Annotated in this window: 19 protein-coding genes; 13 read left to right on the top strand and 6 right to left on the bottom strand. The window is 69.2% G+C overall.

Annotated elements, in window-relative coordinates; translation table 11 throughout:
* The first annotated feature begins 11 nt into the window (after window positions 1-11).
* Complete coding sequence (locus tag ACX1D0_RS14830) at window positions 12-1,046, top strand: zinc-dependent alcohol dehydrogenase family protein (RefSeq protein WP_459018764.1); 1,035 nt, start codon at window positions 12-14, stop codon at window positions 1,044-1,046.
* Between the two features lie 104 nt (window positions 1,047-1,150).
* Here ACX1D0_RS14830 and ACX1D0_RS14825 read toward each other — a convergent pair whose 3' ends face one another.
* On the bottom strand, window positions 1,151-1,600 hold the full coding sequence (locus ACX1D0_RS14825; protein WP_459018763.1) for a hypothetical protein: 450 nt from the start codon (window positions 1,598-1,600) through the stop codon (window positions 1,151-1,153).
* A 104-nt stretch (window positions 1,601-1,704) separates the two neighbouring features.
* Between ACX1D0_RS14825 and ACX1D0_RS14820 the strand changes: the two genes are divergently transcribed.
* The 4 genes from ACX1D0_RS14820 to ACX1D0_RS14805 all read left to right on the top strand — a co-directional run bounded on the left by ACX1D0_RS14820 (window position 1,705) and on the right by ACX1D0_RS14805 (window position 6,270).
* Window positions 1,705-2,709, top strand: a complete 1,005-nt coding sequence (locus ACX1D0_RS14820) for a PQQ-dependent sugar dehydrogenase (protein WP_459018762.1) — start codon at window positions 1,705-1,707, stop codon at window positions 2,707-2,709.
* 156 nt (window positions 2,710-2,865) lie between these two features.
* The gene (locus ACX1D0_RS14815; protein WP_459018761.1) at window positions 2,866-4,692 is read left to right on the top strand and encodes a S8 family serine peptidase; all 1,827 of its coding nucleotides are present in this window, start codon (window positions 2,866-2,868) and stop codon (window positions 4,690-4,692) included.
* Window positions 4,693-4,696: 4 nt separating this feature from the next.
* Window positions 4,697-5,371 carry a hypothetical protein gene (locus ACX1D0_RS14810; protein ID WP_459018760.1) on the top strand — a complete coding sequence of 225 codons (675 nt, stop codon included), beginning with the start codon at window positions 4,697-4,699 and terminating at the stop codon, window positions 5,369-5,371.
* On the top strand, window positions 5,368-6,270 hold the full coding sequence (locus tag ACX1D0_RS14805; protein ID WP_459018759.1) for an ATP-grasp domain-containing protein: 903 nt from the start codon (window positions 5,368-5,370) through the stop codon (window positions 6,268-6,270). Before ACX1D0_RS14810 ends, ACX1D0_RS14805 begins: the two co-directional genes overlap by 4 nt.
* Before the next feature lie 117 nt (window positions 6,271-6,387).
* Here the strand turns inward: ACX1D0_RS14805 and pdxH are convergent, their stop codons facing one another.
* Window positions 6,388-7,032, bottom strand: coding sequence for a pyridoxamine 5'-phosphate oxidase (gene pdxH / locus ACX1D0_RS14800; protein WP_459018758.1), 645 nt, complete (start codon window positions 7,030-7,032; stop codon window positions 6,388-6,390).
* Window positions 7,033-7,153: 121 nt separating this feature from the next.
* On the opposite strand from pdxH, the gene ACX1D0_RS14795 reads away from it, so the two are divergent.
* Both ACX1D0_RS14795 and ACX1D0_RS14790 read left to right on the top strand, forming a co-directional pair.
* Entirely contained in the window at window positions 7,154-7,525 is a 372-nt protein-coding gene (locus ACX1D0_RS14795) for a hypothetical protein (RefSeq protein WP_459018757.1), read from the top strand.
* Window positions 7,526-7,682: 157 nt separating this feature from the next.
* Window positions 7,683-8,315, top strand: a complete 633-nt coding sequence (locus tag ACX1D0_RS14790) for a DUF1707 SHOCT-like domain-containing protein (RefSeq protein WP_459018756.1) — start codon at window positions 7,683-7,685, stop codon at window positions 8,313-8,315.
* A 292-nt stretch (window positions 8,316-8,607) separates the two neighbouring features.
* On the opposite strand, the gene clpB is transcribed toward ACX1D0_RS14790, so the two are convergent.
* Complete coding sequence (clpB, locus tag ACX1D0_RS14785) at window positions 8,608-11,175, bottom strand: ATP-dependent chaperone ClpB (RefSeq protein ID WP_459018755.1); 2,568 nt, start codon at window positions 11,173-11,175, stop codon at window positions 8,608-8,610.
* A gap of 129 nt (window positions 11,176-11,304) precedes the next feature.
* Between clpB and treS the strand changes: the two genes are divergently transcribed.
* A complete protein-coding gene (treS, locus tag ACX1D0_RS14780) occupies window positions 11,305-13,554 on the top strand; it encodes a maltose alpha-D-glucosyltransferase (protein WP_459018754.1) in 2,250 nt (749 codons plus the stop codon).
* Between the two features lie 49 nt (window positions 13,555-13,603).
* On the opposite strand, the gene ACX1D0_RS14775 is transcribed toward treS, so the two are convergent.
* Window positions 13,604-16,336: a phosphoenolpyruvate carboxylase gene (locus ACX1D0_RS14775; protein WP_459018753.1), complete on the bottom strand. Its 2,733-nt coding sequence runs from the start codon at window positions 16,334-16,336 to the stop codon at window positions 13,604-13,606.
* Between the two features lie 46 nt (window positions 16,337-16,382).
* Between ACX1D0_RS14775 and ACX1D0_RS14770 the strand changes: the two genes are divergently transcribed.
* The 5 genes from ACX1D0_RS14770 to ACX1D0_RS14750 all read left to right on the top strand — a co-directional run bounded on the left by ACX1D0_RS14770 (window position 16,383) and on the right by ACX1D0_RS14750 (window position 22,852).
* On the top strand, window positions 16,383-16,733 hold the full coding sequence (locus ACX1D0_RS14770; protein WP_459018752.1) for a helix-turn-helix transcriptional regulator: 351 nt from the start codon (window positions 16,383-16,385) through the stop codon (window positions 16,731-16,733).
* A gap of 108 nt (window positions 16,734-16,841) precedes the next feature.
* On the top strand, window positions 16,842-17,339 hold the full coding sequence (locus tag ACX1D0_RS14765) for a beta-class carbonic anhydrase (RefSeq protein WP_459018751.1): 498 nt from the start codon (window positions 16,842-16,844) through the stop codon (window positions 17,337-17,339).
* Window positions 17,336-18,517, top strand: coding sequence for a glutamine-hydrolyzing carbamoyl-phosphate synthase small subunit (gene carA / locus ACX1D0_RS14760; protein WP_459018750.1), 1,182 nt, complete (start codon window positions 17,336-17,338; stop codon window positions 18,515-18,517). The genes ACX1D0_RS14765 and carA overlap by 4 nt, the downstream gene beginning before the upstream one ends.
* Window positions 18,517-21,837 carry a carbamoyl-phosphate synthase large subunit gene (gene carB, locus ACX1D0_RS14755; RefSeq protein WP_459018749.1) on the top strand — a complete coding sequence of 1,107 codons (3,321 nt, stop codon included), beginning with the start codon at window positions 18,517-18,519 and terminating at the stop codon, window positions 21,835-21,837. The genes carA and carB overlap by 1 nt, the downstream gene beginning before the upstream one ends.
* A gap of 55 nt (window positions 21,838-21,892) precedes the next feature.
* A complete protein-coding gene (locus ACX1D0_RS14750; RefSeq protein ID WP_459018748.1) occupies window positions 21,893-22,852 on the top strand; it encodes an L-lactate dehydrogenase in 960 nt (319 codons plus the stop codon).
* Between the two features lie 41 nt (window positions 22,853-22,893).
* On the opposite strand, the gene ACX1D0_RS14745 is transcribed toward ACX1D0_RS14750, so the two are convergent.
* Together ACX1D0_RS14745 and ACX1D0_RS14740 are read right to left on the bottom strand one after the other, a co-directional pair.
* Entirely contained in the window at window positions 22,894-23,463 is a 570-nt protein-coding gene (locus ACX1D0_RS14745) for a maltokinase N-terminal cap-like domain-containing protein (protein WP_459018747.1), read from the bottom strand.
* Entirely contained in the window at window positions 23,460-23,741 is a 282-nt protein-coding gene (locus ACX1D0_RS14740; RefSeq protein WP_459018746.1) for a DUF2277 domain-containing protein, read from the bottom strand. The genes ACX1D0_RS14745 and ACX1D0_RS14740 overlap by 4 nt, the downstream gene beginning before the upstream one ends.
* Window positions 23,742-23,751 lie beyond the last annotated feature (10 nt).

Genomic DNA, 23,751 nt, shown 5'->3' with positions numbered 1-23,751 from the left:
AGGAGAACACCATGCGTGGAGTTGTGATGTACGGGCCGGGCGACGTCCGGGTCGAGGACCGCGAGAAGCCCACCATCATCAAGCCCACCGACGCGATCCTGCGGGTGACGGCTTCGTGCATCTGCGGCTCGGACCTCTGGCCCTACCGCGGCATCGAGCACCAGGACGGGCCCACGCCGATGGGTCACGAGTACGTCGGCGTGGTGGAGGAGGTCGGCAGCGACGTGCGCTCGGTCAAGCCGGGCGACTTCGTCGTCGGCTCCTTCTTCGCCTCCGACAACACGTGCGAGATCTGCGCCTCCGGCTACCACACGCACTGCGTGCAGCGCGAGGCCGCCGCGTCGACGGGCGGTCAGTCCGAGTACCTGCGCGTGCCGCTGGCCGACGGCACGCTCGTCGCCACCCCCGGCATGCCCGACGAGGATCTCGTCCCCTCCCTGCTGGCCGCCTCCGACGTGCTGGGGACCGGCTGGTTCGCGGCTGTCGCGGCCGAGGCGGGGCCGGGCACGACGGTCGCGGTGGTGGGCGACGGCGCCGTGGGGCTCCTCGGCATCCTCGCCGCCAGGCAGCTCGGCGCGGAGCGGATCATCGCCATGAGTCGGCACGCCGACCGGCAGGCGCTGGCGCGCGAGTTCGGCGCCACCGACATCGTCGAGGAGCGCGGCGACGAGGGCGTGGCCCGGATCAAGGAGCTCACCGACGGGCTGGGCGCGCACTCCACCATCGAGGCGGTGGGCACGCAGGAATCGATGATGCAGGCCATCCGGGCCACGCGCGCCGGCGGGCATGTGGGGTACGTGGGGGTCGCGCACGACGTGAACCTCCCCGGCATGGAACTGTTCTTCTCGGGCGTGCACCTGCACGGGGGGCCGGCACCCGTGCGTCGCTTCCTGCCAGAGCTCATCGACCTGATCTGGCAGCGGAAGATCGACCCTGGCAAGGTGTTCGACCTGACGCTCCCCCTCGATCGCGCGGCTGAGGGCTACACGGCCATGGACGAGCGGACGGCCATCAAGGTGCTGCTGACGCCTCCGGCCGCCGGCTGAGCCCCTCGCCAGAGCGGCGGCGGGCCCGGGCTACCGACGTGGCAGCCCGGGCCCGGGTTTCCGCCGCGGCGGGGGTCACACTTCCCCGGCCGCGGTCACGTCGCCTAAGACGCGTTGTTGTTGATGGTGAACTGCTCGACGCCGCAGGCCTTCGTCACCCCGGTGTTGTAGTTGTCACCGCTGTAGACCACCACCCAACGCCAGGTCCCCGCCGTGCTGGCGACGAACGTCGTGTTCGTCGTGGCCGCAGTGAAGGTGGCCGGTGTGGTGCCGGCAGCAGCCAGCGCAATGCCGTTGGTCTCGAGCGCCGGTGTGCCGGAGCACGTGGCGTCAGCCGGGCCGAACAGCTTGAACGAGACCGTTCCTCCCGGCACGGTGGCGCTGGAGGGCACGAAGGCGCCCGACAGCGTGAAGGTGTCGTTGGGGATCAGGCTCTGAGCCGTCGTCGCGGTGGGTCCGGCCTTGGTGAACTGGTTGGTGAACGTGCAGAGAACGTTCTGCCTGAGGCCCAACACCACGGCGGCGTCCAGGTCGGTCGTGCCGGTGGAGTTCATCGTGGTGAACCCGTTGTCACCTGTGCACTGCCTCGAAACCCTCCCCCTCCGCCACCACGCCCGCGACACCCAGCGCGGTCCCCGAGACGCACGAGTTCACCGTCGTGGAACACGAGCGCTTCGACGAACCCTGGGCGCTGGCATTCCTGCCAGGCACCGACGCCATGGCCATCACCGAGCGCGGCGGCGCCCTCCAACTCCGCGACCGCGATGGCGCCGTCCGCGAGGTCAGTGGCGTGCCGGAGGTGGTGGCTGCCGGCCAAGGCGGACTCGGCGACCTCATCCCCGGCCCCACCTTCGCCGATGACGGCACCGTCTACCTCTCCTGGGTGGAGCAGGGTGACGGCGGCACCGGCGCCGTCGTGGGTCGCGGACGGCTCGACGTGGACGCGGGCACGCTCACCGCCGTCGAGACCATCTGGCAGCAGGACCCGGAGGTCGACGGCGACGGGCATTTCTCCCACCGTCTTCTGATCCGGGACGACCGACTCTTCGTCAGCTCGGGCGACCGGCAGAAGTTCGACCCCGCGCAGGCGATGGACGGCAACCTGGGCAAGATCGTGCGGCTCACCCTCGACGGCCAGCCCGCGCCCGGTAACCCGTGGGACGGCGACGGTGGGGTCGCGGCCGAGTTCTGGAGCATCGGGCACCGCAACCCGTTGGGGTTGGCGGTCGACGGCGAGGGCCGGCTATGGGCCTCGGAGATGGGCCCGCAGGGTGGCGACGAGCTCAACCTCATCGTCGCGGGCGCGAACTACGGCTGGCCGGAGGCATCCAACGGCTCCCACTACGGCGGCGGGGAGATCCCGGACCACGCCGACGGCGACGGGTTCGAGCCGCCCAAGGCGTTCTGGACGCCCAGCATCTCACCGGGCTCCTTGATGATCTACCACGGCGACCTCTTCCCGGCATGGAAGGGCGACGCGTTCCTGGGCGCCCTGTCCGGCGAGGCGTTGGTGCGGGTCGATCTCGATGGCGAGGGCGCCGCGGTTGCCGAGGAGTGGCCCATGGGCGAGCGGATCCGCGCGGTCGCGGAGGGCCCCGACGGGGCCATCTGGCTACTGGAGGACGGAGACGGCGGGAAGCTGCTCGAGCTGCGGCCGGCGTAAGGGGCGCAGGCTGGAGTCGACGTGGGCTGCGCCGCGTCGCGGCTCGATCAGCGGAAACTCCCGCAGGCCGTGGAGCGAGGTCCACGTATCAGCCGGGCGCTCATCGACTCCTGACGAGTAACCGCCCAGTCCGGGGCGTATCCGTTAGGAGTCCTCATGCCGTTCCCGACCAACATCGTCCATCCCAGCGGCGCGAAGCTGACGCTGGTCCCCGCACAGGTGCTCGTCAAGATGCCGGCCACGCGTGCAGCGAGTGCCGCCGACACCCTGTCCGAGCTGGGCCTGGTCCCCCTCGAGGCGCCCAGCGCGAACCGGCCGGCCGCCCGGGGCGAAGGCGCGTCCGCCCTTCCGCATGCCTCGATCAACAACACCCCCGAGCTGGTCTTCACCCGGACCTCCGACGGGAAGAAGTTCAAGCCCCCGTCGGAGGAGATCGCCTCCGGCGGAGGAGCCGAGTGGGTTGCCCCGGTGTACGCCGCGGAGTTCAGCGGCTCCACCGAGTACCTGTCCCCCAAGGCGGACGCGGTCGTCCTCCCGAGCGTGACGGCCGCAGATCCGGCACAGGCCGAGGTCCTCGCCAAGTTCGGGCTGGTTCGCGACGACGTCCGCAGCCAGTGGCTCGGCGACTACGACGTCTACACCGTCACCGCCGGCCACCGCCCCGCCTACGAGATCCGCGACGAACTCTCGAAGAAGCTCGGCACCGAGGTGAAGCTCGAGTTCATCCCCCTCGTGGTCCCCACCGCCATGAACCCCAACGATCCGCTGTTCAGTTCCCAGTGGGACATGGTCCGGATCAACGCCGGCGGCGCAGGCACGACGGCGTGGGACGTCCAGCAGGGCGCGGCCTCGGTGACCGTCGCGATCCTGGACGAGGGCGTCGACCTCAACCATCCGGACCTCGTCGGGCAGTTCGCCGGCAACGGCATCAACCTCGGCACCATGTCAGGCACGGGCGCGCCCACCGGCAACCACGGGACGCCGTGCGCCGGGATCGCCGCCGCGCCCTTCAACAACTCGATCGGCACAGCGGGCGTGGCGGGCGGCTGCCGCATCCTGCCGATCGCCTTCTCCACCTGGTCCGACACCGAGGTGGCGGCAGGCATCCGGTACGCCCGAAACCAGGGCGCCCGGGTGATCTCCATGAGCTTCGGCTGGAACGCCTGGGACCCCGCCATCATCGACCCCGCCATCGCCGAGGCTCACGCGGCCGGCCTCGTCATGTGCGTGGCGACACACAACCACAACACCGCCAACGGCATCACCTACCCGGCCACCAACCCGCTCGTGATCGCGGTGGGGGCCTCGGACCAGGCCGACAACCGGAAGTCCCCCACCAGCCCCGACGGCGAGGGCTGGGGCTCCAACTTCGGGCCACAGATCTCGGTGGTGGCACCGGGCGTCCTCTGCCCGGCCCCGGACCGCACAGGGGCCAACGGCTACACCAACAACGACTACACGATGACGTTCAACGGCACCTCCGCCGCGACACCGCACGTGGCCGGTCTGGCGGCGCTGCTGATCTCGCGGAAGGCGTCGCTCACCAACGTCGCCGTCCGCACCATCATCGAGACGACGGCCGCGAAGGTGGGAACCGTGGCGTACACCACCACCCCCGGCTACGGCAACGGCACGTGGAACAACCAGATGGGCTACGGGCGGATCGACGTGCTCGCCGCGGTGAAGGCGGTGAAGATCATCAAGATCAAGTGGGAGGACGACTTCAAGCCCATCCGCCGCGAGATCGACCTCAAGCGGTGGACCGACGAGTTCGATTTCAAGCGGATCCGCGAGTTCGACAAGATGCAGATCGAGATCGACGAGATCAAGCGGTCGGGCCGGGAGGCCCCGGACCTCCGTCCGGAGAAGCTGCACGACCCTGTCGTCAACGAACTCCGACTGCGCCTTGAGCAGCTCGAGCACTCGGTCGACCGCATCGGGGCAGCGTTCATCGGCCAAGAATCCCGTCCCGACCTCGACTGATCCGATGATCGTCCTCCTTACGCATCAGTCGGACCCCTGGGCCCCCGAGCTCGTCCGTCAAGTGCGGCACCTGACGGGCGAACGGGTGGGGGTGCTCACCCCCAGGGACCTGTCCCGACGCGGCTGGGCTCTGGCGTCGCCGCCCGATGACCGGTCCGGCCGGCTGATCGTCGACGGCGAGCCCGTCGCTGCGTCGACGGTGGGGCTGGTGGTCAGCCTCCTCGACGACGTCCTGCCGGAGGAGCTGGTCTGGATCCGCGGGGAGGATACGGAATACGTCGCCGCGGAGATGGCCGCTTTCCTCCGCTTCTGGTTGGACTCCGTCAGCGACAGGGTTCTCGTCCCCCTGGGGGCTCTGTCGCTGGCGGGGCCGGATCATCCGACGGCGCGGTGGGCCCACGCCGGCGGCGTGCCCTCGTCGGGGAGCCGGCCGAGTGGCGGGGGTCGCTACCGGGAGGTGTCCGTCACCAACGGCACGTTCAGGGGCGTCGCGTCGCCGTCGCTGCAGCAGGCGGTCGCGGCCATGGCCCGGTGGGCCGAGGTGCCGTGGCTGCGGGCCTTCTTCGCGCATGACCGCGACGAGCTGTGCGCGGTCGTGCCGCTGCCATCTCTCGGGGACTCCATGCCGGAGGCCGCCGCCGCCATCGCCGCCGCCCACCACCTGAGGCGGGCGGCATGAGAGTCGACATGGATGGCGGCCCGTCGACCCTTGTCATCGCGGGTCGACCCGACGACCCGCCGCTGGCCGCGGCCTGGGCCGCGGTGGTGGAACTCGGCCTGCCGGGCGTCTTCGCGGACCTCTCCCGCGACGGCGTCGAGCTGTCCGGGAGCCGCCTGGTGGTGGACGGGGTCGAGCTGGACCGCGCGTCGCTGACGGGACTGTACCTGCGCGTCCACGGCGCTCAGGACCCGGTCCTCGCGGCCGGACTGCGCGACTGGGCGGAGCTGGCGCCGCCGTCGGTCCGCGTGGTCAACCGGCGCACGCCTTCGGCCTCCAACCTGTCCAAGCCGGCGCAGGCTCTCGTCATCCGCGCGGCGGGGTTCGAGGTCCCCACGGGCCTTCTGACCACGGACCCGGAGGCAGCCGGCGCCTTCGTCGCGCGGCACGGGAAGGTGATCGTGAAGTCGACGAGCGCGGTCAGGAGCATCGTCCGGCTGGTCGACCCGGACGAGGACTTCTCCCGGGTGGAGTGGTGCCCGACGCAGTTCCAGGCCTTCGTCCCGGGCGTGGAGTTCCGGGCGCACGTGGTCGGCGAGGAGGTGTTCGCGCACCGGATCGAGTCCAGCGCGGTCGACTACCGGTACGGCAGCTCGACCCTCGTACCCGCCGAGCTGCCCGATGCCACGGGCCGACGGTGCGTGACGCTGACCCGCCGTCTGGGCCTGGAGCTCTCGGGGCTCGACCTCCGACGCACACCCGAGGGTCGCTGGTTCTGCTTCGAGGTCAACACCTCCCCGGTATGGTCCGCCTACGACGAGGACGGCGTCATCGCTCGTGCCCTGGCCCGCCACCTGTCGGGGCACTGTCCCACTGAGTCCGGCACGGTCACCGCGACCCATGGACCCACGGCCGCCTGACGTGGCGTGTCCCCCTGCCCGCACCGCGGGTGACCTGCGGTAGTTGTTCCTCCAAACGGGTCGCCGAGTGTGCTGAGGCCCCGAGGACCTGCCTGGAGGAACAACTGCCGCGGGTAGTCACGGCTGGAGTCGCGTGGCAGACCACCCCTCCGTGGTCAATGTGCAGGAGACGCGGTCGTGGAGCCGGCTCGCCTGGCCCTGCCAGAACTCGAACTCGTCCACCACGATCCGGTAGCCGCCCCAGCCGGGTGGGCACGGCACCTCGTCCCCGTCGGCGAACCGTTCCTCTGCCGACGCGACCGCGGCCTCAAGCTCCTCCCGCGACCCCAACGGCTGCGACTGGTGCGACGCCCACGCACCCACCTGGCTGGCCCGCGGCCGACTGTGGAAGTAGTCCTCGTTCTCCTGGCGGCTCAGGCGGTGGACCTCCCCCACGGCCCGCACCTGGCGCATCAGCGTCGGCCACCACAGGTTCACGGCCGCCGCGGGGGTCGCGGCGAGCTCGTCGCCCTTGGGCGAGTCGTAGTGGGAGAAGAACACCAGCCCCGACGGCGCCGCCCCCTTGAGCAGGACCACCCGGCTGCGCGGGCGACCGTCGAGCCCAACGGTCGACAGCGTCATCGCGGTGGGCTCGGACTCCTCGGCGGCGAGCGCATCCGCGATCCAGCGGTCGAGAAACGCCCACGGCTCGAAGGAGGCCAGATCGCCCGGCAGCCCCTCGCCGGAGTAGTCGCGCCTGACGTCACGAAGTGTCGCGTTCATGGTCCCCATCAAAGCAGCGCACGACGCCCGACGACGCCCGGGGCGATTTCCGCCACGGAATTCCCCGGGCCATCCCGCCGGGCACGGCGTGCGGCTATCGTCGCGCCAAGGAGGTTCATCCATGAGCTACGACATCCTCGTCTTCGACCCCACCTCGGTGCCCCGGGACATCGAGCCCTTCCTCGCCTGGACCGAGGGCATCGGCTACGGCGGCGCGGGCGTCGACCTCGACGACCCCGAGAACGGCACCGTCGCGCTACGCAGCTGGTACTCGGATTTCACCGGGAGCTTCCCTCCGATCAACGGCCCCCTCGCCGAGGACGACGGAACCACCACCTACCGCTGCGGCTCGTCGTTCACCATGGCGCAATGCCCTGGGGGCGAGGCCGATAGGGCGGTCGAGGTGGGCCGCAATCTCGCCCGGAAGCACGGCGTCGGCTTCTTCGACCCCAACACCGACGACGACCCCGTCTTCCCCGGCGAGCAGCCGTAGCCGCCCAGGTCCGGGTGCGTCGCAGCGCGGGGCATCCGGGGATCCGGGCCCGGACGCCACGCCGCCCGCATCACCCCTAGCCGGGAGACGATCGGCCGGGGTACGCCCAGACCGGGGTCTGGCTGCGCCGTCGCACCGCGGGAGTACGCTTTTGCCTATGGCCAGCGACGAGATGCGAATCGGCGACCACGAGCGCGACGAGGCGGTGGAGCTGCTCCAGGAACACATGTCCGCCGGCCGCCTGACGTCGGAGGAGTTCGGCGAGCGCATGTCGAAGGCCCTCGAGGCCAGGACCTGGAGCGACCTCGGGGTCCTCTTCACGGACCTCCCCGGACGCAGGCCCGGGCAGCCCGAACAGCCCGCCATGCCGTTCGCGTCGCCGTCGGCCTGGGGCGCCGTGACACCGGCGCCCACCTACGGAACACCTCCCCCGCCACCCGCCGTGCAGCATCACGACGCTGGCCGGCCCTGGTACACCCAGTGGTGGATCCTCATCGTGGCGGTCATGGTCACCGGCATGTCCGGCGGCCGGATGGGTTTCCTCATCCCCGCCGTCGCCATCTGGATCTTCGTCATCGCGCCCGCGCTGGACAAGGAACGCCAACGCCGGCAGCACGCCGCGGCCGGGCCTCCGCGCCCTCTCACGTTCTACGAACGCGAGGAACTCCTCGACGAGATCCGCTCCGGCCGCCCCATCACAGCGGTCAAGCGGTACAGGGAGCTGACCGGCGCGGACCTGTACACCGCCAAGATGACCGTCGACGCGCTGCGTCGCGAGATCGGCCGCTGACTCCTCCTCCTGGGCGCCCGCGCGGGCGCTCGCCCGAACCACGCTGGAGCGTTGAGCCGGACACGGCTCTTGCCGACCCCCGTTGAGCCGGACACGGCACTCGATACCCTCTCGTGAGCCGGAGCCACGGCTCAATACACGAACAGGGCCCTGAAAACCCTTTCCGCGGAGTTGAGCCGGACACGGCATTCGTTGACGATGCGCGAACTCCAGTCCCGGCCCAATCCGACCGATTGATAGCCGTGTCCGGCTCAACTCAAGAGTCACCCCGAGTTCGGCGCCCAGCCGAGCGTCACACCTGCGCGATACCGTCGCCCACCCTGTCGAACCGAACCGTCTGGCCGTCGTGGATCTCGCCGGCCAGCAAACCACGGGCCAGCTGGTCCTCGATGGTGGTCTGCACCAGCCGGCGCAGCGGCCGCGCCCCGTAGACGGGGTCGAAGCCCACGTCGCCGAGCCACCGCTTGGCCGCCTCAGCCACGTCGATCGAGATCCGCCGCGACTCCAGCCGACGGTTCAGCCGCGAGATCTGGATCTCGACGATCTCGCCCAGCTGCTCCGGCGTCAGGGCGTCGAACAGCACCACGTCGTCGAGCCGGTTGAGGAACTCGGGCCGGAAGGCCTGCCGCACCACGCCCATGACGGCGTTGCGCTTCTCCTCCAGCGAAAGCATCTGATCCGCCATGAACTGCGACCCCAGGTTCGAGGTCATGATCAGCAGCGTGTTGCGGAAGTCCACAGTGCGGCCCTGGCCGTCGGTGAGGCGGCCGTCGTCGAGCACCTGGAGCAGGATGTTGAACAGGTCCGGGTGGGCCTTCTCCACCTCGTCGAGCAGCACGACGGAGTACGGGCGGCGGCGGACGGCCTCGGTGAGCTGGCCGCCCTCCTCGTAGCCGATGTAGCCGGGAGGGGCGCCGACGAGGCGGGCCACGGAGTGCTTCTCCGAGTACTCGCTCATGTCGATGCGCACCAGCGCCGTCTCGTCGTCGAAGAGGAAGTCCGCCAGCGCCTTCGCGAGTTCTGTCTTGCCCACGCCCGTGGGGCCGAGGAACAGGAACGAGCCGGTGGGGCGGTTGGGGTCCGAGATGCCTGCGCGCGAGCGGCGCACCGCGTCGGAGACCGCCTTGACCGCGAGCCGCTGGCCGATGAGCCGCTCCCCGATGCGTTCCTCCATGTGGAGCAGCTTCTCGGACTCCCCCTGCAGCAGCCGCCCGACCGGGATACCGGTCCAGGCGCCCACCACCTCGGCGATGTCGCCTGCCCCCACCTCGTCGGAGACCATCTGCGGGCCGGCGTCGCCGGCCTCCGCTTCGGCCAGCTCCCGCTCGACGGCCGGGATGTCGCCGTAGAGGATCTGCGACGCGCGCGTCAGGTCACCCTCGCGCTGAGCCCTGTCCGCCTCGACCCGCAACTGGTCGATGCGCTCCTTGAGATCGCCGACGCGGTTGAGCCCGCTCTTCTCCGCCTCCCACCGCGCCTCCAGCCCGCGCAGCGTCTCCTGCGAGTCCGCCAGCTCGGCGCGCAGCGCGGCCAGCCGCTCGCGCGACGCCTCGTCCTCCTCCTTCTCGAGGTGGAAGGTCTGCATGGTCATCCGGTCCACGTCGCGGCGGAGCATGTCGATCTCCTCCGGCGAGGAGTCGATCTCCATCCGCAGGCGCGACGCGGCCTCGTCGACCAGGTCGATCGCCTTGTCAGGCAGCTGCCGTGACGTGATGTAGCGGTCCGACAGGGCGGCGGCGGCCACCAGCGCCGAGTCCGTGATGCGCACCTTGTGGTGCGCTTCGTACCGCTCACGGAGCCCGCGCAGGATGGCGACGGTGTCCTCCACCGAGGGTTCGCCCACGTAGACCTGCTGGAACCGGCGCTCGAGGGCCGGGTCCTTCTCGATCCTCTCGCGGTACTCGTCCAGCGTGGTGGCGCCGATCATGCGCAGTTCGCCGCGGGCCAGCATGGGCTTGAGCATGTTGCCGGCGTCCATGGCGCCCTCGCCGGACGCGCCGGCGCCGACGACGGTGTGCAGTTCGTCGATGAAGGTGACGATCTGCCCCTCGGCCTCGCGGATCTCGGTGAGGACCGCCTTGAGGCGCTCCTCGAACTCGCCGCGATACTTGGCGCCGGCCACCATGGAGGCCAGGTCCAGGGAGACCAGGCGGCGGCCTTTGAGCGAGTCCGGCACATCGCCGGCGACGAGGCGCTGGGCCAGGCCCTCGACGACGGCGGTCTTGCCGACTCCCGGCTCACCGATCAGGACAGGGTTGTTCTTCGTGCGGCGGGCGAGCACCTGGACGACGCGTCGGATCTCCGAGTCGCGGCCGATCACCGGATCCAGCTTGCCGGAGCGGGCACGCTCGGTGAGGTCGATGGAGTACTTGTCCAGCGCGGACTCTCCCCCCTCGGACTCGGCGGACGCCACCCGCTTACCGCCGCGCAACTCCTCGAACTTCGACTTGAGGGCGTCGGTGGTGACGCCGGCCCGGTCCAGGATGGTCTTGGCGTCCGAGGCCACCATGGCCAGGCCGATGAGCAGGTGCTCGGTGGCGACGAAGGAGTCACCCAGGCCGTCTGCCAGCGTCTCAGCCGACGCCATCACGCGGGCAAAAGGTCCGGACAGCGCCGGCTGGGAGACGGACGAGCCGCTCGTGGAGGGCAGCCTGCCCATGGCAGCCGTGGCGGCCGCGTCGATCTGTGCGGGGTCCGCGCCGGCCGCCTCCAGCAGCGCGCCGACGGTGTTGTCCGGGGTGAGCAGGAGGCCATGCAGCAGATGCACGGGCTCGGTGTTGGGGTTGCCGTGCGTGAGGGCCTGCCGGACCGCCGCCGTGACGGCGTCGCGGGACTTCGTCGTGAGCTTGTCGGTGTTCATCAGGGGATGCTCCTCAGTGTGACTACAAGGTTGAGTCTACTACACTCAATCCTGGTTCATGCTGGGCGATTCCACCCCCGTCGGGCGAATCGACGCGGGGGCCGGGTGGGGGCCGGTAGCCTCTGACGCGTGATCAAGCGCACCGACGACCCTGCCCAGGCCGACGACACGGCACAGGCGTCCCCGCCTGCCGCCGCGGTCGAGTCCCACGAGGAGGAGATGCCCGAGATCACCTTCGACGAGGCCCGATTCGCCGCGCGCCCGGCGCGCCTGCGCCCGAGCGCCCGTCGGCGGCAGGGGGACGAGAGCCCGATCACCCCACCGTTCGAGCCCTCCGGCGCCAACCGCGCGTACGTCGAGTGGCTGGAGGAGCAGTCCATGCTGCACGACGCGGAGAAGGTGTCGCGGCAGCTGGCGGGCAAGCACACCATGTGGTCCAACCCGTACGCCCACCCCAACCCGCGGGCCGCGCTCCAGCGCGCCTCCGTCTGGTACACCGCCTACCCGCTCTCCCACATCACAGCCCCCGGGCAGTCGTTCCTCGGCGCCCTGGGATCCACGGAGCTGTGGGAGGCCTTCTCCGCCGTCGGGATCGACGCCGTCCACACGGGCCCCGTGAAGCTGGCCGGCGGCCTCGACGGCTGGGACGTGACGCCCAGCGTCGACGGCCACTTCGACCGCATGTCCATGGCCATCGATCCCCTCTTCGGCACCGAGGACGAGTTCCGCGAAATCGGTGAGACCGCCGCCAAGCACCACGGCACGATCATCGACGACATCGTCCCCGGCCACACCGGCAAAGGGGCCGATTTCCGGCTGGCGGAGCTGAACTACCGCGACTACCCCGGCATCTACCACATGGTCGACATCCCGGAGCCGGCGTGGCACCTGCTGCCGGACGTGCCCGAGGGTCGCGATTCGATCAACCTCACCGCCGAGGCGGAGAAGGCGCTGGCCGACGAGGGCTACATCATCGGCGCCCTGCAGCGCGTCATCTTCTACGAGCCCGGCGTCAAGGAGACCAACTGGTCCGTCACCCCGCCGATCCGCGATTACAAGGGCACCGTGCGGCGCTGGGTGTACCTGCACTACTTCAAGGAGGGCCAGCCGACGATCAACTGGCTGGACCCGACCTGCGCCGGCATGCGGCTGGTGATGGGCGACGCGCTTCACTCGCTGCTGGACCTCGGCTCCGGCGGCCTCCGCCTCGACGCCAACGGGTTCCTCGGGGTGGAGCGCTCCTTCGACCGGCCTGCCTGGTCCGAGGGCCACCCCCTGTCCCAGGCCGCCAACCAGCTGATCGGGTCGTTGGTGCGCAAGGTGGGAGGCTTCACGTTCCAGGAGCTCAACCTGGCCATCGACGACATCCAGCGCACCAGCGCCGTCGGCCCGGACCTGTCGTACGACTTCATCACCCGCCCCGCCGCCCAGTTCGCCCTGGCCACCACCGACACCGAGTTCTTGCGGCTCGTCCTCCGGGAGGCCATGGACATCGGCATCGACCAGGCGTCGCTGGTGCACGCGCTGCAGAACCACGACGAACTCACCTACGAACTCGTCCACTTCGCCGCCGCCCACCGCGACGAGACCTACACCCTCGGCGGGGTGGACTACACCGGCGCCGAGCTGGCCGAGCACGTCCAGCAGACCATGCGCGCCACCCTCACCGGGGACGCGGGACCCTACAACGCGGTCTTCACGCAGAACGGGATCGCCAGCACCACCGCGTCGATCATCACCGCGTCGCTCGGCATCACGGATCTGAACACCATCACCGACGGTGACGTCCGCCGGATCGCCGCCGCCCACCTGCTCCTGTGCATGTACAACGCGTGGCAGCCCGGCGTGTTCGCGCTGTCCGGGTGGGATCTGGTCGGCGCGCTGCCGCTCGAACGCGACGCCGTCAAGAGCCTGATCAGCAGCGGCGATACGCGCTGGATCGAGCGCGGCGCCTACGACATCCTCGGCGTGGCGCCCGACGTGAAGAAGTCCTCCTCCAACATACCGCTTGCCCGTACCCTCTACGGGCCCCTACCTGAGCAGCTCAAGCGCGACAGCTCCTTCGCGTCGCGGCTCGCCGCCATCCTCAAGGTGCGCAAGCGCAACGGGCTGGCGTCGGGGCGGCTGATCGACGTGCCGGAGGTGGGCCACAAGGCGCTGCTGGTGCTGGTCAACGAATTGGAGATCGGCGCCATCCAGATCACAGCACTCAACTTCGGCGGCGAGAAGATCGAAGCGCGGGTCCAGTCCGAGCACCTTCCTGCGGGCCGCGTATTCGACCTCAGCACCCGCCGCAAGGTCGGCGTGGTCGACGACCTGGGCGGGTTCACCGTCGAGCTTCCGGCCTTCGGGGGCCTGGCGATGATCATCCGCGACTGACCATTGCCGGCTGAGCCGGCCACGGCCCAGTCCCGCCTGGCGATTTGGGCTATCCCGTGTTCTGCAGGCCGGCCGCCGCCCCGTTCACTGTGGTCAACAGGACCCGGGTCCACAGGTCACGATCCTGATCCGCACGAGCGTTGACGGAGGGGCAGTCACGGATGATGCGCAGCGCCCTGAGCTGGAGATGGCTGAGCGCGTCGATCGACGGCGCCCTCAGCGCCACCCGTGTACGGAGCCGCGGCTTGCACTCCAGGAGCTCCTGCTGATCCAGGATCCCGAGGACGAAACGGCGCGTCAGTTTCAACTCGGCGAGGACCGCGCGGGTGATGAGGGGCTGCCCACCCAAGGCGAGGAAGGACTCCGCCAGGCGCGGGTTCGCCTTCGCAAGGCTCATCTCAGCAATGTCGATCATGCTGGCGAACAGTGGCCATTGGGAATAGGCCGCACGAAGGCGCTCCATGTCCCCCACCGCAGCCAACCCGGAGCCCAGCCCGAACCACCCGGGTACATTCGCTCGGATCTGCGACCATGCGAACACCCAGGGGATGGCTCGGAAATCACTGAGGTCCCTGCCCTTCTCGGCACCGCTGCGCCGGGCCGGGCGGGATCCCAGCCGGAGCTGCCCCAGTTCCTCGAGCGGGCTGGACTCCGCGACGACGTCGGCGAACCCCGGCTGGCCCACAAGGTTGAGATAGGTCTCGCGGGAGACGCGCTCGACAGTGGAGGCGACATCGCTGAACTCCTCAGCCGCCGTGCGGTTGCGATGGACCACATCGTCGGTGTCGGCGAGCAGCACTGCAGAGGTGAGCCGTTCCAGGTGAGCCTGGGCCAGCGTCACATCCGCGTAGCGCGCGAAGATGACCTCGCCCTGTTCCGTGACCTTGAACCGACCCGAGACCGATCCCGGCGGCTGGGCAAGGATGGCCCGGTGCACCGGGCCACCGCCGCGCCCGAGGGAGCCACCTCGACCGTGGAAGAGCGTGAGTTCGATGCCATGGCGGTTGGCCCACTCCACCAGTTCGGTCTGAGTCTGGTAGAGGGTCAGGGTTGCACTGGCCGGCCCCACATCCTTGGCCGAGTCCGAGTAGCCGACCATCACCTCGACGTGGCGGTCGACGTCCTCGAGCCAGCGGCAGGTGCTCTCCAGCGTGAGCCATTCCTCCAGTACGTCGACCGCCCCGCGCAGATCCTCCCCTGTCTCGAACAGTGGCACCACGTCCAGCCTGATGGGGCTGTCACCGACGGCCAGTCTGGCAAGTGCCCGTACTGCGACGAGGTGCTCGGACGTCTGGGTGAAGCTCACCACATGGCGGCCGCAGGACTGCACCCCCCAGCGGCCCTGCAACCAGGCCATCACCCGCATCGTGTCGAGCACCTCGCGAGTGCTGTCGGTGACGGCCTGTACGTGCGCTGGCCACCCGTTGACGGTCAACGAGTCGAGCAGCTGCAGCCGCGTGGGGCTGCCTTGCGCCTGCGGGTCCCAGTCCAGCTGCCCCAGCAGTTCGTCAAGCGCAGCCCGATGGACGGCGCTGTGCTGACGCACCTCCAGGTCTGCCAGGTGGAAGCCGAAGGTCTGGGCCAGCCACACCACGTGCTGCAGTTCCCCGAAGGCCGCCCGCGCATCCCCGGCCCGCTCCAAGGACGTCTGGATGAGGGTGAGATCGGCCACCAGCTCACCGGGGTCGCGATAGGCGAGATCGATGTGGCCCTGGCGGGTGGCGGTGAGCCGGTTGGCCACGAACAGCAACTTCTGGCGGTGCGGCTCACCGGGTGAGGACTTGCTGATGGCGTTGAAGATCTCCGGTGCTGTCACGGCGTCTCGGGCCAGTGCGTTGGCGAGTTCGGGTGACGGCGGGCTGGCCTCTTCGCTCATCGTCAGGGTGCGGGCGACGCGCTCGGTCCCGGCGGCCAGCGCCTTGAGGATGTGCTCGGCCTGGATGGTCATCGTCTGCCTGGTGACCTCAGCCGTGACGAACGGGTTGCCGTCGCGGTCCCCGCCCACCCAGGAGCCGAATCGCAGGAATGCCGGCACCACCGGTCGGCGATGCCCCGAGTCGCCGTTGGCGATCGCCGCCTCGACCGTGCGGTAGAGCCGTGGCACGGCGCGAAACAGGGTCTGGTCGAACACTGACATGATGGTGCGCACCTCGTCCGACGGATGTGGCGGGGTGGCCCGCAGGGGTGAGGTCCGGCCAAGGATATCGATCTCCTCCAGCATCCGGCGGCGAGCGAACGCCTTCATCTGGGAACCAGCACCCCTGTCGTCGTACTCGTCCAACTGCTCGGCAATGCGGTTGAGCGCCGAGGACACTGCGCGTCGGCGGGCCTCTGTGGGGTGCGCGGTCAATACCGGGTGGATGCGCAGCCCCTCCACCCGCGCGGCGGCCGGCCCGAGCGCGGCGACCGCCGGCCACACATCAGGAGCGGTGCCCGCCAGATCGGACTGCGTCCCTCGGATGAGCCGGGAACGGTAACGCTCCTCGGCGAGATTGATGAGGTGGAAATGCACGGTCAACGCGTGCGCGAGCTGCAGCGCCTGAGCAGCGCTGATCGCTTCGACGATCCGCCCAGGTTGGTCGGCATCACCACCATCGGCGGCGCGGGCAGCCAAATCCTGGAGCCGACGCATCAGCGTGGCGAGTTCACCAGCACCCGATTCCCGCAGTACCTGATCATGGAGTTCAGCGAGGAGGTCGATGTCCGCCTCCAGAAGGCGCTCGAGGCCGTCGGAGTCCGAGTCACAGTGGATCGCCTCGGCTGCGGTAAGTGGAGTGGTCATTGAAGCACCTGTTTCCTGAACATGAACTCGCGTATTATGGTTCACCATGGTAGCTGGCGACTGGACCTTTCTTTCCAACTACGGCCATGTCCTGGTGGCACTGGCCAAGAACCCCAGCGCGCGGATGCGGGACATTGCGCAGCAGGTGGGCATCACCGAGCGGGCCGTCCAACAGATCGTGAGCGAACTGGTGAGCCAGGGCTACGTGATCAAGGAGAAGTCGGGGCGACGCAATCAGTATCGACTGGCCGGAAACACCTACCTGCGGCACCCCCTGGAGGCCGACGTCGGCATTGCCGACTTCCTGGCACTCGCTTGCGCGCCGCAGCAACGTCCGACCACAGCGGGGCCACCCGTAGGGACTGTGAACCAGTCCGATCCACCCGTGCCGCCGTAATTCTGTTGTGAATTGACGCCCTGCAGGCGGCCCGCACTTCGCCCGGAGGGTTGTTGCGCCGATATTACCAGAATTGTGATTCGCGTGTCACACTGCTACATTAGCGCCATGGACGAGACCACCTTCGGCGACCTGCTCGTCGCGAACCGACGCTACGCACGGTCCGGCCCCCGCGCCTTCGATGGCATCGCGCACGCCGGCATCTGCATAGTGACCTGCATGGACTCTCGGCTCGAGCCGCTCGAGATGATCGGCCTCACGCTGGGCGACGCCAAGATCCTGCGAACGCCCGGCGGTCACGTCACCCCGGATGCCCTCACCGGATGCGTGCTTGCGGTGCACCTGCTCAACGTCGATCGGATCCTGGTTGTCCAGCACACCCGGTGCGCGATGGCCAGTGGCGACGACGATGCCATTCGCCAGCGCGTGGTGGACACGACCGGCACGGACCTCGGCACCCTGCCCATCGGCGCGGACCCGGACCAGCATGGCCGGATCCACGCCGATGTCGCACTGCTGCGGCAGCACCCCTTGATCGCCGACCGGATCAGGGTGGGCGGCTTCCTGTACGACGTAGAGACCAGCCTCCTGGAACAGATCACATGAGCGCCCCCCCTGCTCAGGACAGTTCTACCGAGGCTTCGGAGAGGACCGCCCGTTCTCCGATTCCTGCACTGCTGGTTCTGGAGGACGGGCGGTCCTTCTACGGCACGTCGTTCGGCGCCACCGGAGAGACCTTCGGGGAGGCGGTCTTCTCCACGGGCATGACGGGCTACCAGGAGACCCTCACCGATCCCAGCTACCACCGCCAGGTGGTGATCGCGACGGCGCCCCACATCGGCAACACCGGCTGGAACGACCAGGACAACGAGTCGCACAGGATCTGGGTGGCCGGATACGTGGTCCGCGACCCCTCCCGGATTCCATCAAGCTGGCGCTCCCATCGGTCGCTGGACGACGAACTGCGTCGGCAAGGGATAGTCGGCATCGCCGACCTCGACACCCGGGCGCTGACCCGCCACATCCGTGACCACGGCGCGATGCGGGTGGGAATCTCGACCGTCGAGACCGACCCGCAGCAACTGCTCGTGCGGGTGCTGGAAACGCCGCCCATGCGGGGGGCGGACCTCGTGGCCGATGTCACCGTCGCTTCGACGCAGATCGTCCCTGCAGTGGGCAGGAAACGCTTCACAGTCGCAGCGATCGATCTTGGCATCAAGGACATGACCCCCACCCGGCTCGCCGAGCGCGGAATCGAGGTGCATGTCCTGCCTGCGGCGAGCACCCTCGACGACATCAGCGCAGTGAGTCCCGACGGGGTCTTCTTCTCCAACGGACCCGGCGACCCGGCGGCAGCCGGCCGCGCGGTCGATCTTCTCACCGACGTCCTGGACGCGGGGTTGCCCTACTTCGGGATCTGCTTCGGCAACCAGATCTTCGGCCGCGCCCTCGGGTTCGGCACCTACAAGCTCAAGTTCGGACATCGCGGCATCAACCAGCCGGTGATGGACCTGACCACGGGCATGGTCGAGATCACCGCGCAGAACCACGGGTTCGCCGTCGACGCACCCCTGGGCCAGTCCGTCGCCACCCGCTGGGGAGAGGCACGCGTGTCCCACGTCTGCCTCAATGACAACGTGGTCGAGGGCTTGGAGTTGCGCAACGACTCCGGCCGGCTGACGGCCTTCGCGGTTCAGTACCACCCGGAGGCGGCCGCCGGACCGCACGACGCCGGCTACCTGTTCGACCGCTTCGTCGACATCATGACAGGAAAGGACGTCTGATGCCCCGCCGCACCGACATCTCCTCCATCATGGTGATCGGCTCCGGCCCCATCACCATCGGCCAGGCCTGCGAGTTCGACTACTCCGGCACCCAGGCCTGCCGCGTCCTGCGCGAGGAGGGCTTCCGGGTGATCCTGGTCAACTCCAACCCGGCCACCATCATGACCGACCCCGAGTACGCCGACGCCACCTACATCGAACCGATCAGGCCTGAGTACCTCGAGCAGATCATCGCCGCAGAGCGCCCAGATGCCCTCCTCGCGACGCTTGGCGGCCAGACCGCGCTCAACGCCGCCATGAGCCTGTTCAAGACCGGAGTGCTGGCTCGCTACGGTGTCGAGCTCATCGGGGCCTCCGTCGACGCCATCGAAAAGGCGGAGAACCGGCTGGAGTTCAACCAGATCGTCACCTCGCTCGAGGTGCCCGGTGCTCACGCCGACGTGGCACGCTCGAGAATCTGCCACGCCATGGACGAGGTTCTGGCCGCCGCGACGACCCTCGGATACCCCATCGTGGTGCGTCCGAGTTTCACCATGGGTGGCCTCGGCTCGGGCATCGCCTACAGCGACGAGGAACTGATCCGGATTGCCGGGGCAGGCCTGTCGGCGTCACCGGTCACCGAGGTGCTGATCGAGGAGTCGATCATCGGCTGGAAGGAGTACGAACTGGAGGTCATGCGCGACAGATCGGACAATGTCGTGATCGTGTGCTCCATCGAGAACTTCGACCCCATGGGCGTGCACACCGGGGACTCGATCACGGTGGCCCCTGCCATGACGCTCACAGACAGGGAGTACCAGGCCATGCGCGACGTGGCCATCGCGGTGACCAGAGCGGTCGGCGTCGAAACCGGCGGCTGCAACGTCCAGTTCGCGATCAACCCTGTCGACGGGCGGCTGATAGTGGTGGAGATGAACCCGCGCGTGTCGCGATCCTCTGCGCTGGCCTCGAAGGCCACAGGCTTCCCGATCGCGAAGATCGCGGCGAAAGTGGCGGTGGGCTACACCCTCGACGAGATCCCCAATGACATCACCGGCGAGACCCCCGCCTCGTTCGAGCCGTCTCTGGACTACGTGGTGGTCAAGTGCCCGCGCTTCGCGTTCGAGAAGTTCCCCACCGCTGACGGCACCCTCACCACGCACATGAAGTCAGTGGGCGAGGCCATGGCCATCGGCCGGAACTTCACCGAGGCACTCGGCAAGGCCCTGCGCTCGCTGGAGGAGCCGTCGGCGCTCTTCGATTTCACCAGCCCGATCACCGAGAGCGTGGAAGAGATGCTGCGCGGCGCCGCCCGCCCGCACGACCACCGCCTCGCCCTCGTGATGCGAGCGCTGCGCGCCGGCGCCACCTCGGCACAGGTGGTCGAAGCCACCAGGATCGATCCGTGGTTCATCGACCAGCTGCAACTGATCCGCGAAACGGCCGACCAGGTGCGCGCGGCCCCGGAGCTGACGGGCGGTCTCATGAGGCTCGCCAAGCGACACGGCCTCTCCGACGATCAGATCGCCGCCCTTCGCAACCTCAGCCCCGACGTGGTCCGGGGCCTTCGATGGGCATTCGGCATCCGGCCGGTGTACAAGACGGTGGACACCTGTGCCGCCGAGTTCGCGGCCCGGACGCCGTACCACTACTCCAGCTACGACGAGGAGACCGAGGTGGAGACGCGGACCCGGCCAGCCGTCATCATCCTGGGCAGCGGCCCCAACCGGATCGGCCAAGGCATCGAGTTCGACTACTCCTGCGTGCACGCGGCCATGGCGCTGCGGGATGCCGGCTACGAGACGGTGATGGTCAACTGCAACCCCGAGACAGTCTCGACCGACTACGACACCACCGACCGGCTCTACTTCGAGCCCCTGACCCTGGAGGACGTGCTGGAGGTGGTCCACGCCGAGCTCGCGGCCGGGCCCGTGGCCGGCGTGATCGTGCAGCTGGGCGGGCAGACCCCGCTGAAGCTGGCGCAGGCGCTCAAGGACCGCGGAGTCCACATCGTGGGCACCTCGCCCGAGGCCATCCACCTGGCCGAGGATCGCGGAGCATTCGGCGCCCTCCTCAGCTCCGCCGGCCTGCTGGCCCCGCAGCACGGCACGGCCGTCACCGCCGGACAGGCGCTGGCGGTCGCCCACGCGATCGGCTACCCCGTCCTGGTTCGCCCCAGCTACGTGCTGGGCGGGCGCGGCATGGAGATCGTCTACGACGACGCCTCACTGGTCAACTACATCCAGCGCGCAACCGAGATCGACCCCTCGAACCCCGTGCTCGTGGACCGGTTCCTCGATGACGCGATCGAGATCGACGTCGATGCGCTCTACGACGGGACGGAGCTCTACGTCGGCGGCGTGATGGAACACATCGAGGAGGCCGGCATCCACTCCGGCGACTCGGCCTGCACCCTGCCCCCGATCACCCTGGGTAGCGAGACCATCGACCAGATCCGCAGCTCCACCGAGATCATTGCCCAACGGATCGGGGTGAAGGGCCTGCTCAACATCCAGTACGCGCTGCTCGGCGATGCGCTCTACGTGCTCGAGGCCAACCCGCGGTCATCGCGGACCGTGCCATTCGTCTCGAAGGCCACCGGCACGCCTCTGGCCAAGGCCGCAGCCCGCATCTCACTCGGCGCGACCATCGCCGAGCTCCGGTCCGAGGGCCTGCTCCGCTCCTCGGGAGACGGCGCGACACCACTGGAGTCGGCACCTATCGCCGTAAAGGAGGCCGTGTTGCCGTTCAACCGGTTCCGCAGCGCCGACGGCGTCGGGGTCGACACGCTGCTCGGCCCGGAGATGAGGTCCACAGGTGAGGTCATGGGGCTCGACACGGCCTTCGGCACCGCCTTCGCCAAGAGTCAGTCGGCATCGTTTGCCACGCTTCCCACAGGTGGGACGGTGTTCGTCTCGGTGGCAAACCGCGATAAGCGGCACGCGATCTTCCCGATCAAGCGGCTAGCCGACCTCGGGTTCCGGATCCTGGCCACCGAGGGGACGGCGCAGGTGCTGCGTCGCCACGATGTTGCGGTCACCGTGCTGCGGAAGGCGTCCCAGGGTCCCGGTCCAAATGGTGAGCCGACGGTGGTGCAGGCCATCGCGGCGGGCGAGATCGACCTCGTGGTCAACACGCCGCACGGCCACTCGCTCCATGGCAGCCCCCGAAAGGACGGCTGGCAGATCCGCGGCGCGGCCATCCTCGCCGGCGTGCCCTGCGTCACCACGGCGCAGGCCCTCGCGGCATGCGTGCAGGGCATCGAATCCCTGCGCCGTGGGGCGCCCGGGGTGCGTTCGCTGCAATCCTGGAACTCCGCGGTTGACGCGGAGCTCTCCTGATCCGTGGCCACATAACACGCGGAGCTGCTCGCCCGCGGATGAGAGGATCGGTGTCATGACAGGGACTCAGTTCAGAGAAGGCGCCAAGCTTGCCATCGTCGGCGCCGGCGCGGTCGGATCATCACTGGCCTACGCGGCCCTCATCCGAGGCGTGGCCAGGCGGGTGGTGCTTCACGACGTCAACGGACCCAAGGTGCGCGCCGAGGCTCTGGACCTGGCGCACGGCGGCCAGTTCCTCCCCGAGGCGGTGATCGAAGGCTCAGACGACGTGGACATCACGCGGGGCTCGGACGTCGTCGTCGTGACCGCCGGGGCGAAGCAGAAGCCGGGCCAGACCCGGATGGACCTGGCCGGGTCGACGGTGTCCCTCATGCAGAAAGTTATCCCCCCGCTGGTTGAGCGGTCGCCGAACGCGACATTCATCATGGTCACCAACCCTGTGGACGTCACCACGCAGGCCGCGCTGAAGATCAGTGGGCTGCCGTCGAACCGCCTCTTCGGATCCGGCACGGTGCTGGACTCGTCGCGGCTGCGGCAACTGATCGCCACCACCTGTGACGTCGCGGTGGGCAACGTCCACGCCTACGTGTGCGGGGAGCACGGCGACACCGAGACCCCGATGTGGAGTACCGCCACCATCGGCGGCGTGCCGTTGACGGAATGGGAGCGCACGACGGGGCGGCTGGGCGCGGCGGAGCGCGAGGCCATCGCCCACCGCGTCGTCAACGCCGCCTACGAGGTGATCGAGGGCAAGGGAGCCACCAACTACGCCATCGGTTTGGCGGCCACGAGGATCATCGAATCGGTGCTACGCGACGAGCGTCGGGTGCTGCCGGTGTCGCGGATGCTGGAGGGCTGGCACGGCATCTCGGGCGTGTGCATGGCGGTGCCGACGGTGGTGGGGCGCGACGGCGCGGGGACGCAGCTGGAGCTCCCGGTCTCGGGCGAGGAATTGTCGCGGCTGCGCGCCAGCGCGGAACACATCCGGTCGATGGCGGAGGGCCTCGGCTTCTAGTGTCCTGCGTCAGGACGCTGCAAACGCTGCGACACACCCCCTCAGTGGAGGATGGCCAGCACGTCGTGCCGCGGGCCGTCGTGGTCCGTCCACCGTCCGATCAGTGAGCCCGCCGCGTTGTCCGGCGTGGGGATGGCGCGCTCGAGCAGGCGCATGACCTCCAGGCGCTCGCCCTCACCCGGGAGCGTTCCGGTGCCCTGGGCGGTCATGGAGATGGGCAGCTGCGCGCCGTGCGCATCGCGGAGGCCGGCCTGGTGATCCGCCTCCCGGATGACGCGCGACGCTTCGTCGACGAACACCGGATCAGTGGCCGCGTCGTAGCAGTACCGCAGCCCGAGTTCGGAGTGCTCCAGCGTGCCGATGAGGTCCGCGCCGTCGAGGGGTGCCGCTCGCCAGGTCACCGGAACGAAGTAGTACTCCAGGCCGGAGCGCACCACCATGCAGTCCAGGCCGACCTCGCCGGCAGGGTCGACGAAACGGAAGTAGGCGGCGCGCTCGAGCGTGGCGTGGTCTCCCTTGAACCAGTGCTGGCCGGGCAGCCACTGCTGCAGGAGTTCCAGCTTCGACGGCGTCAGCGTGGCCCCGACGTGCAACTCGGCCGCGGCGCTCACGACGCAGCCTCGGTGCCGTAGCGCTTGGCGGCGCGGGCCTGCGCCTTGATGCGTTCGACGTCGCGGTCCTTGGGCGGGGCGGTGGTGACCAGCTCGTCGAGCAGGTCATCCGTGACGGCCGCCACGGCCTCGACAGCGCGCAGGAACGCCTCCTCGTTCGCCTTGCTCGGCTTGGTGAAACCCGCCACCTTCCGCACGTACTGCAGGGCGGCAGCGTGCACCTCGTCGTGCGTGGCGGGGGGCTCGAAGTTGTTCAAGGGCCGGATGTTGCGACACATGTCGCCAGCC

Source organism: Tessaracoccus pujii, assembly GCF_054483895.1.
Note: the sequence above shows the minus strand (reverse complement) of the source record. Positions and strands in the feature narration are given on the sequence as shown.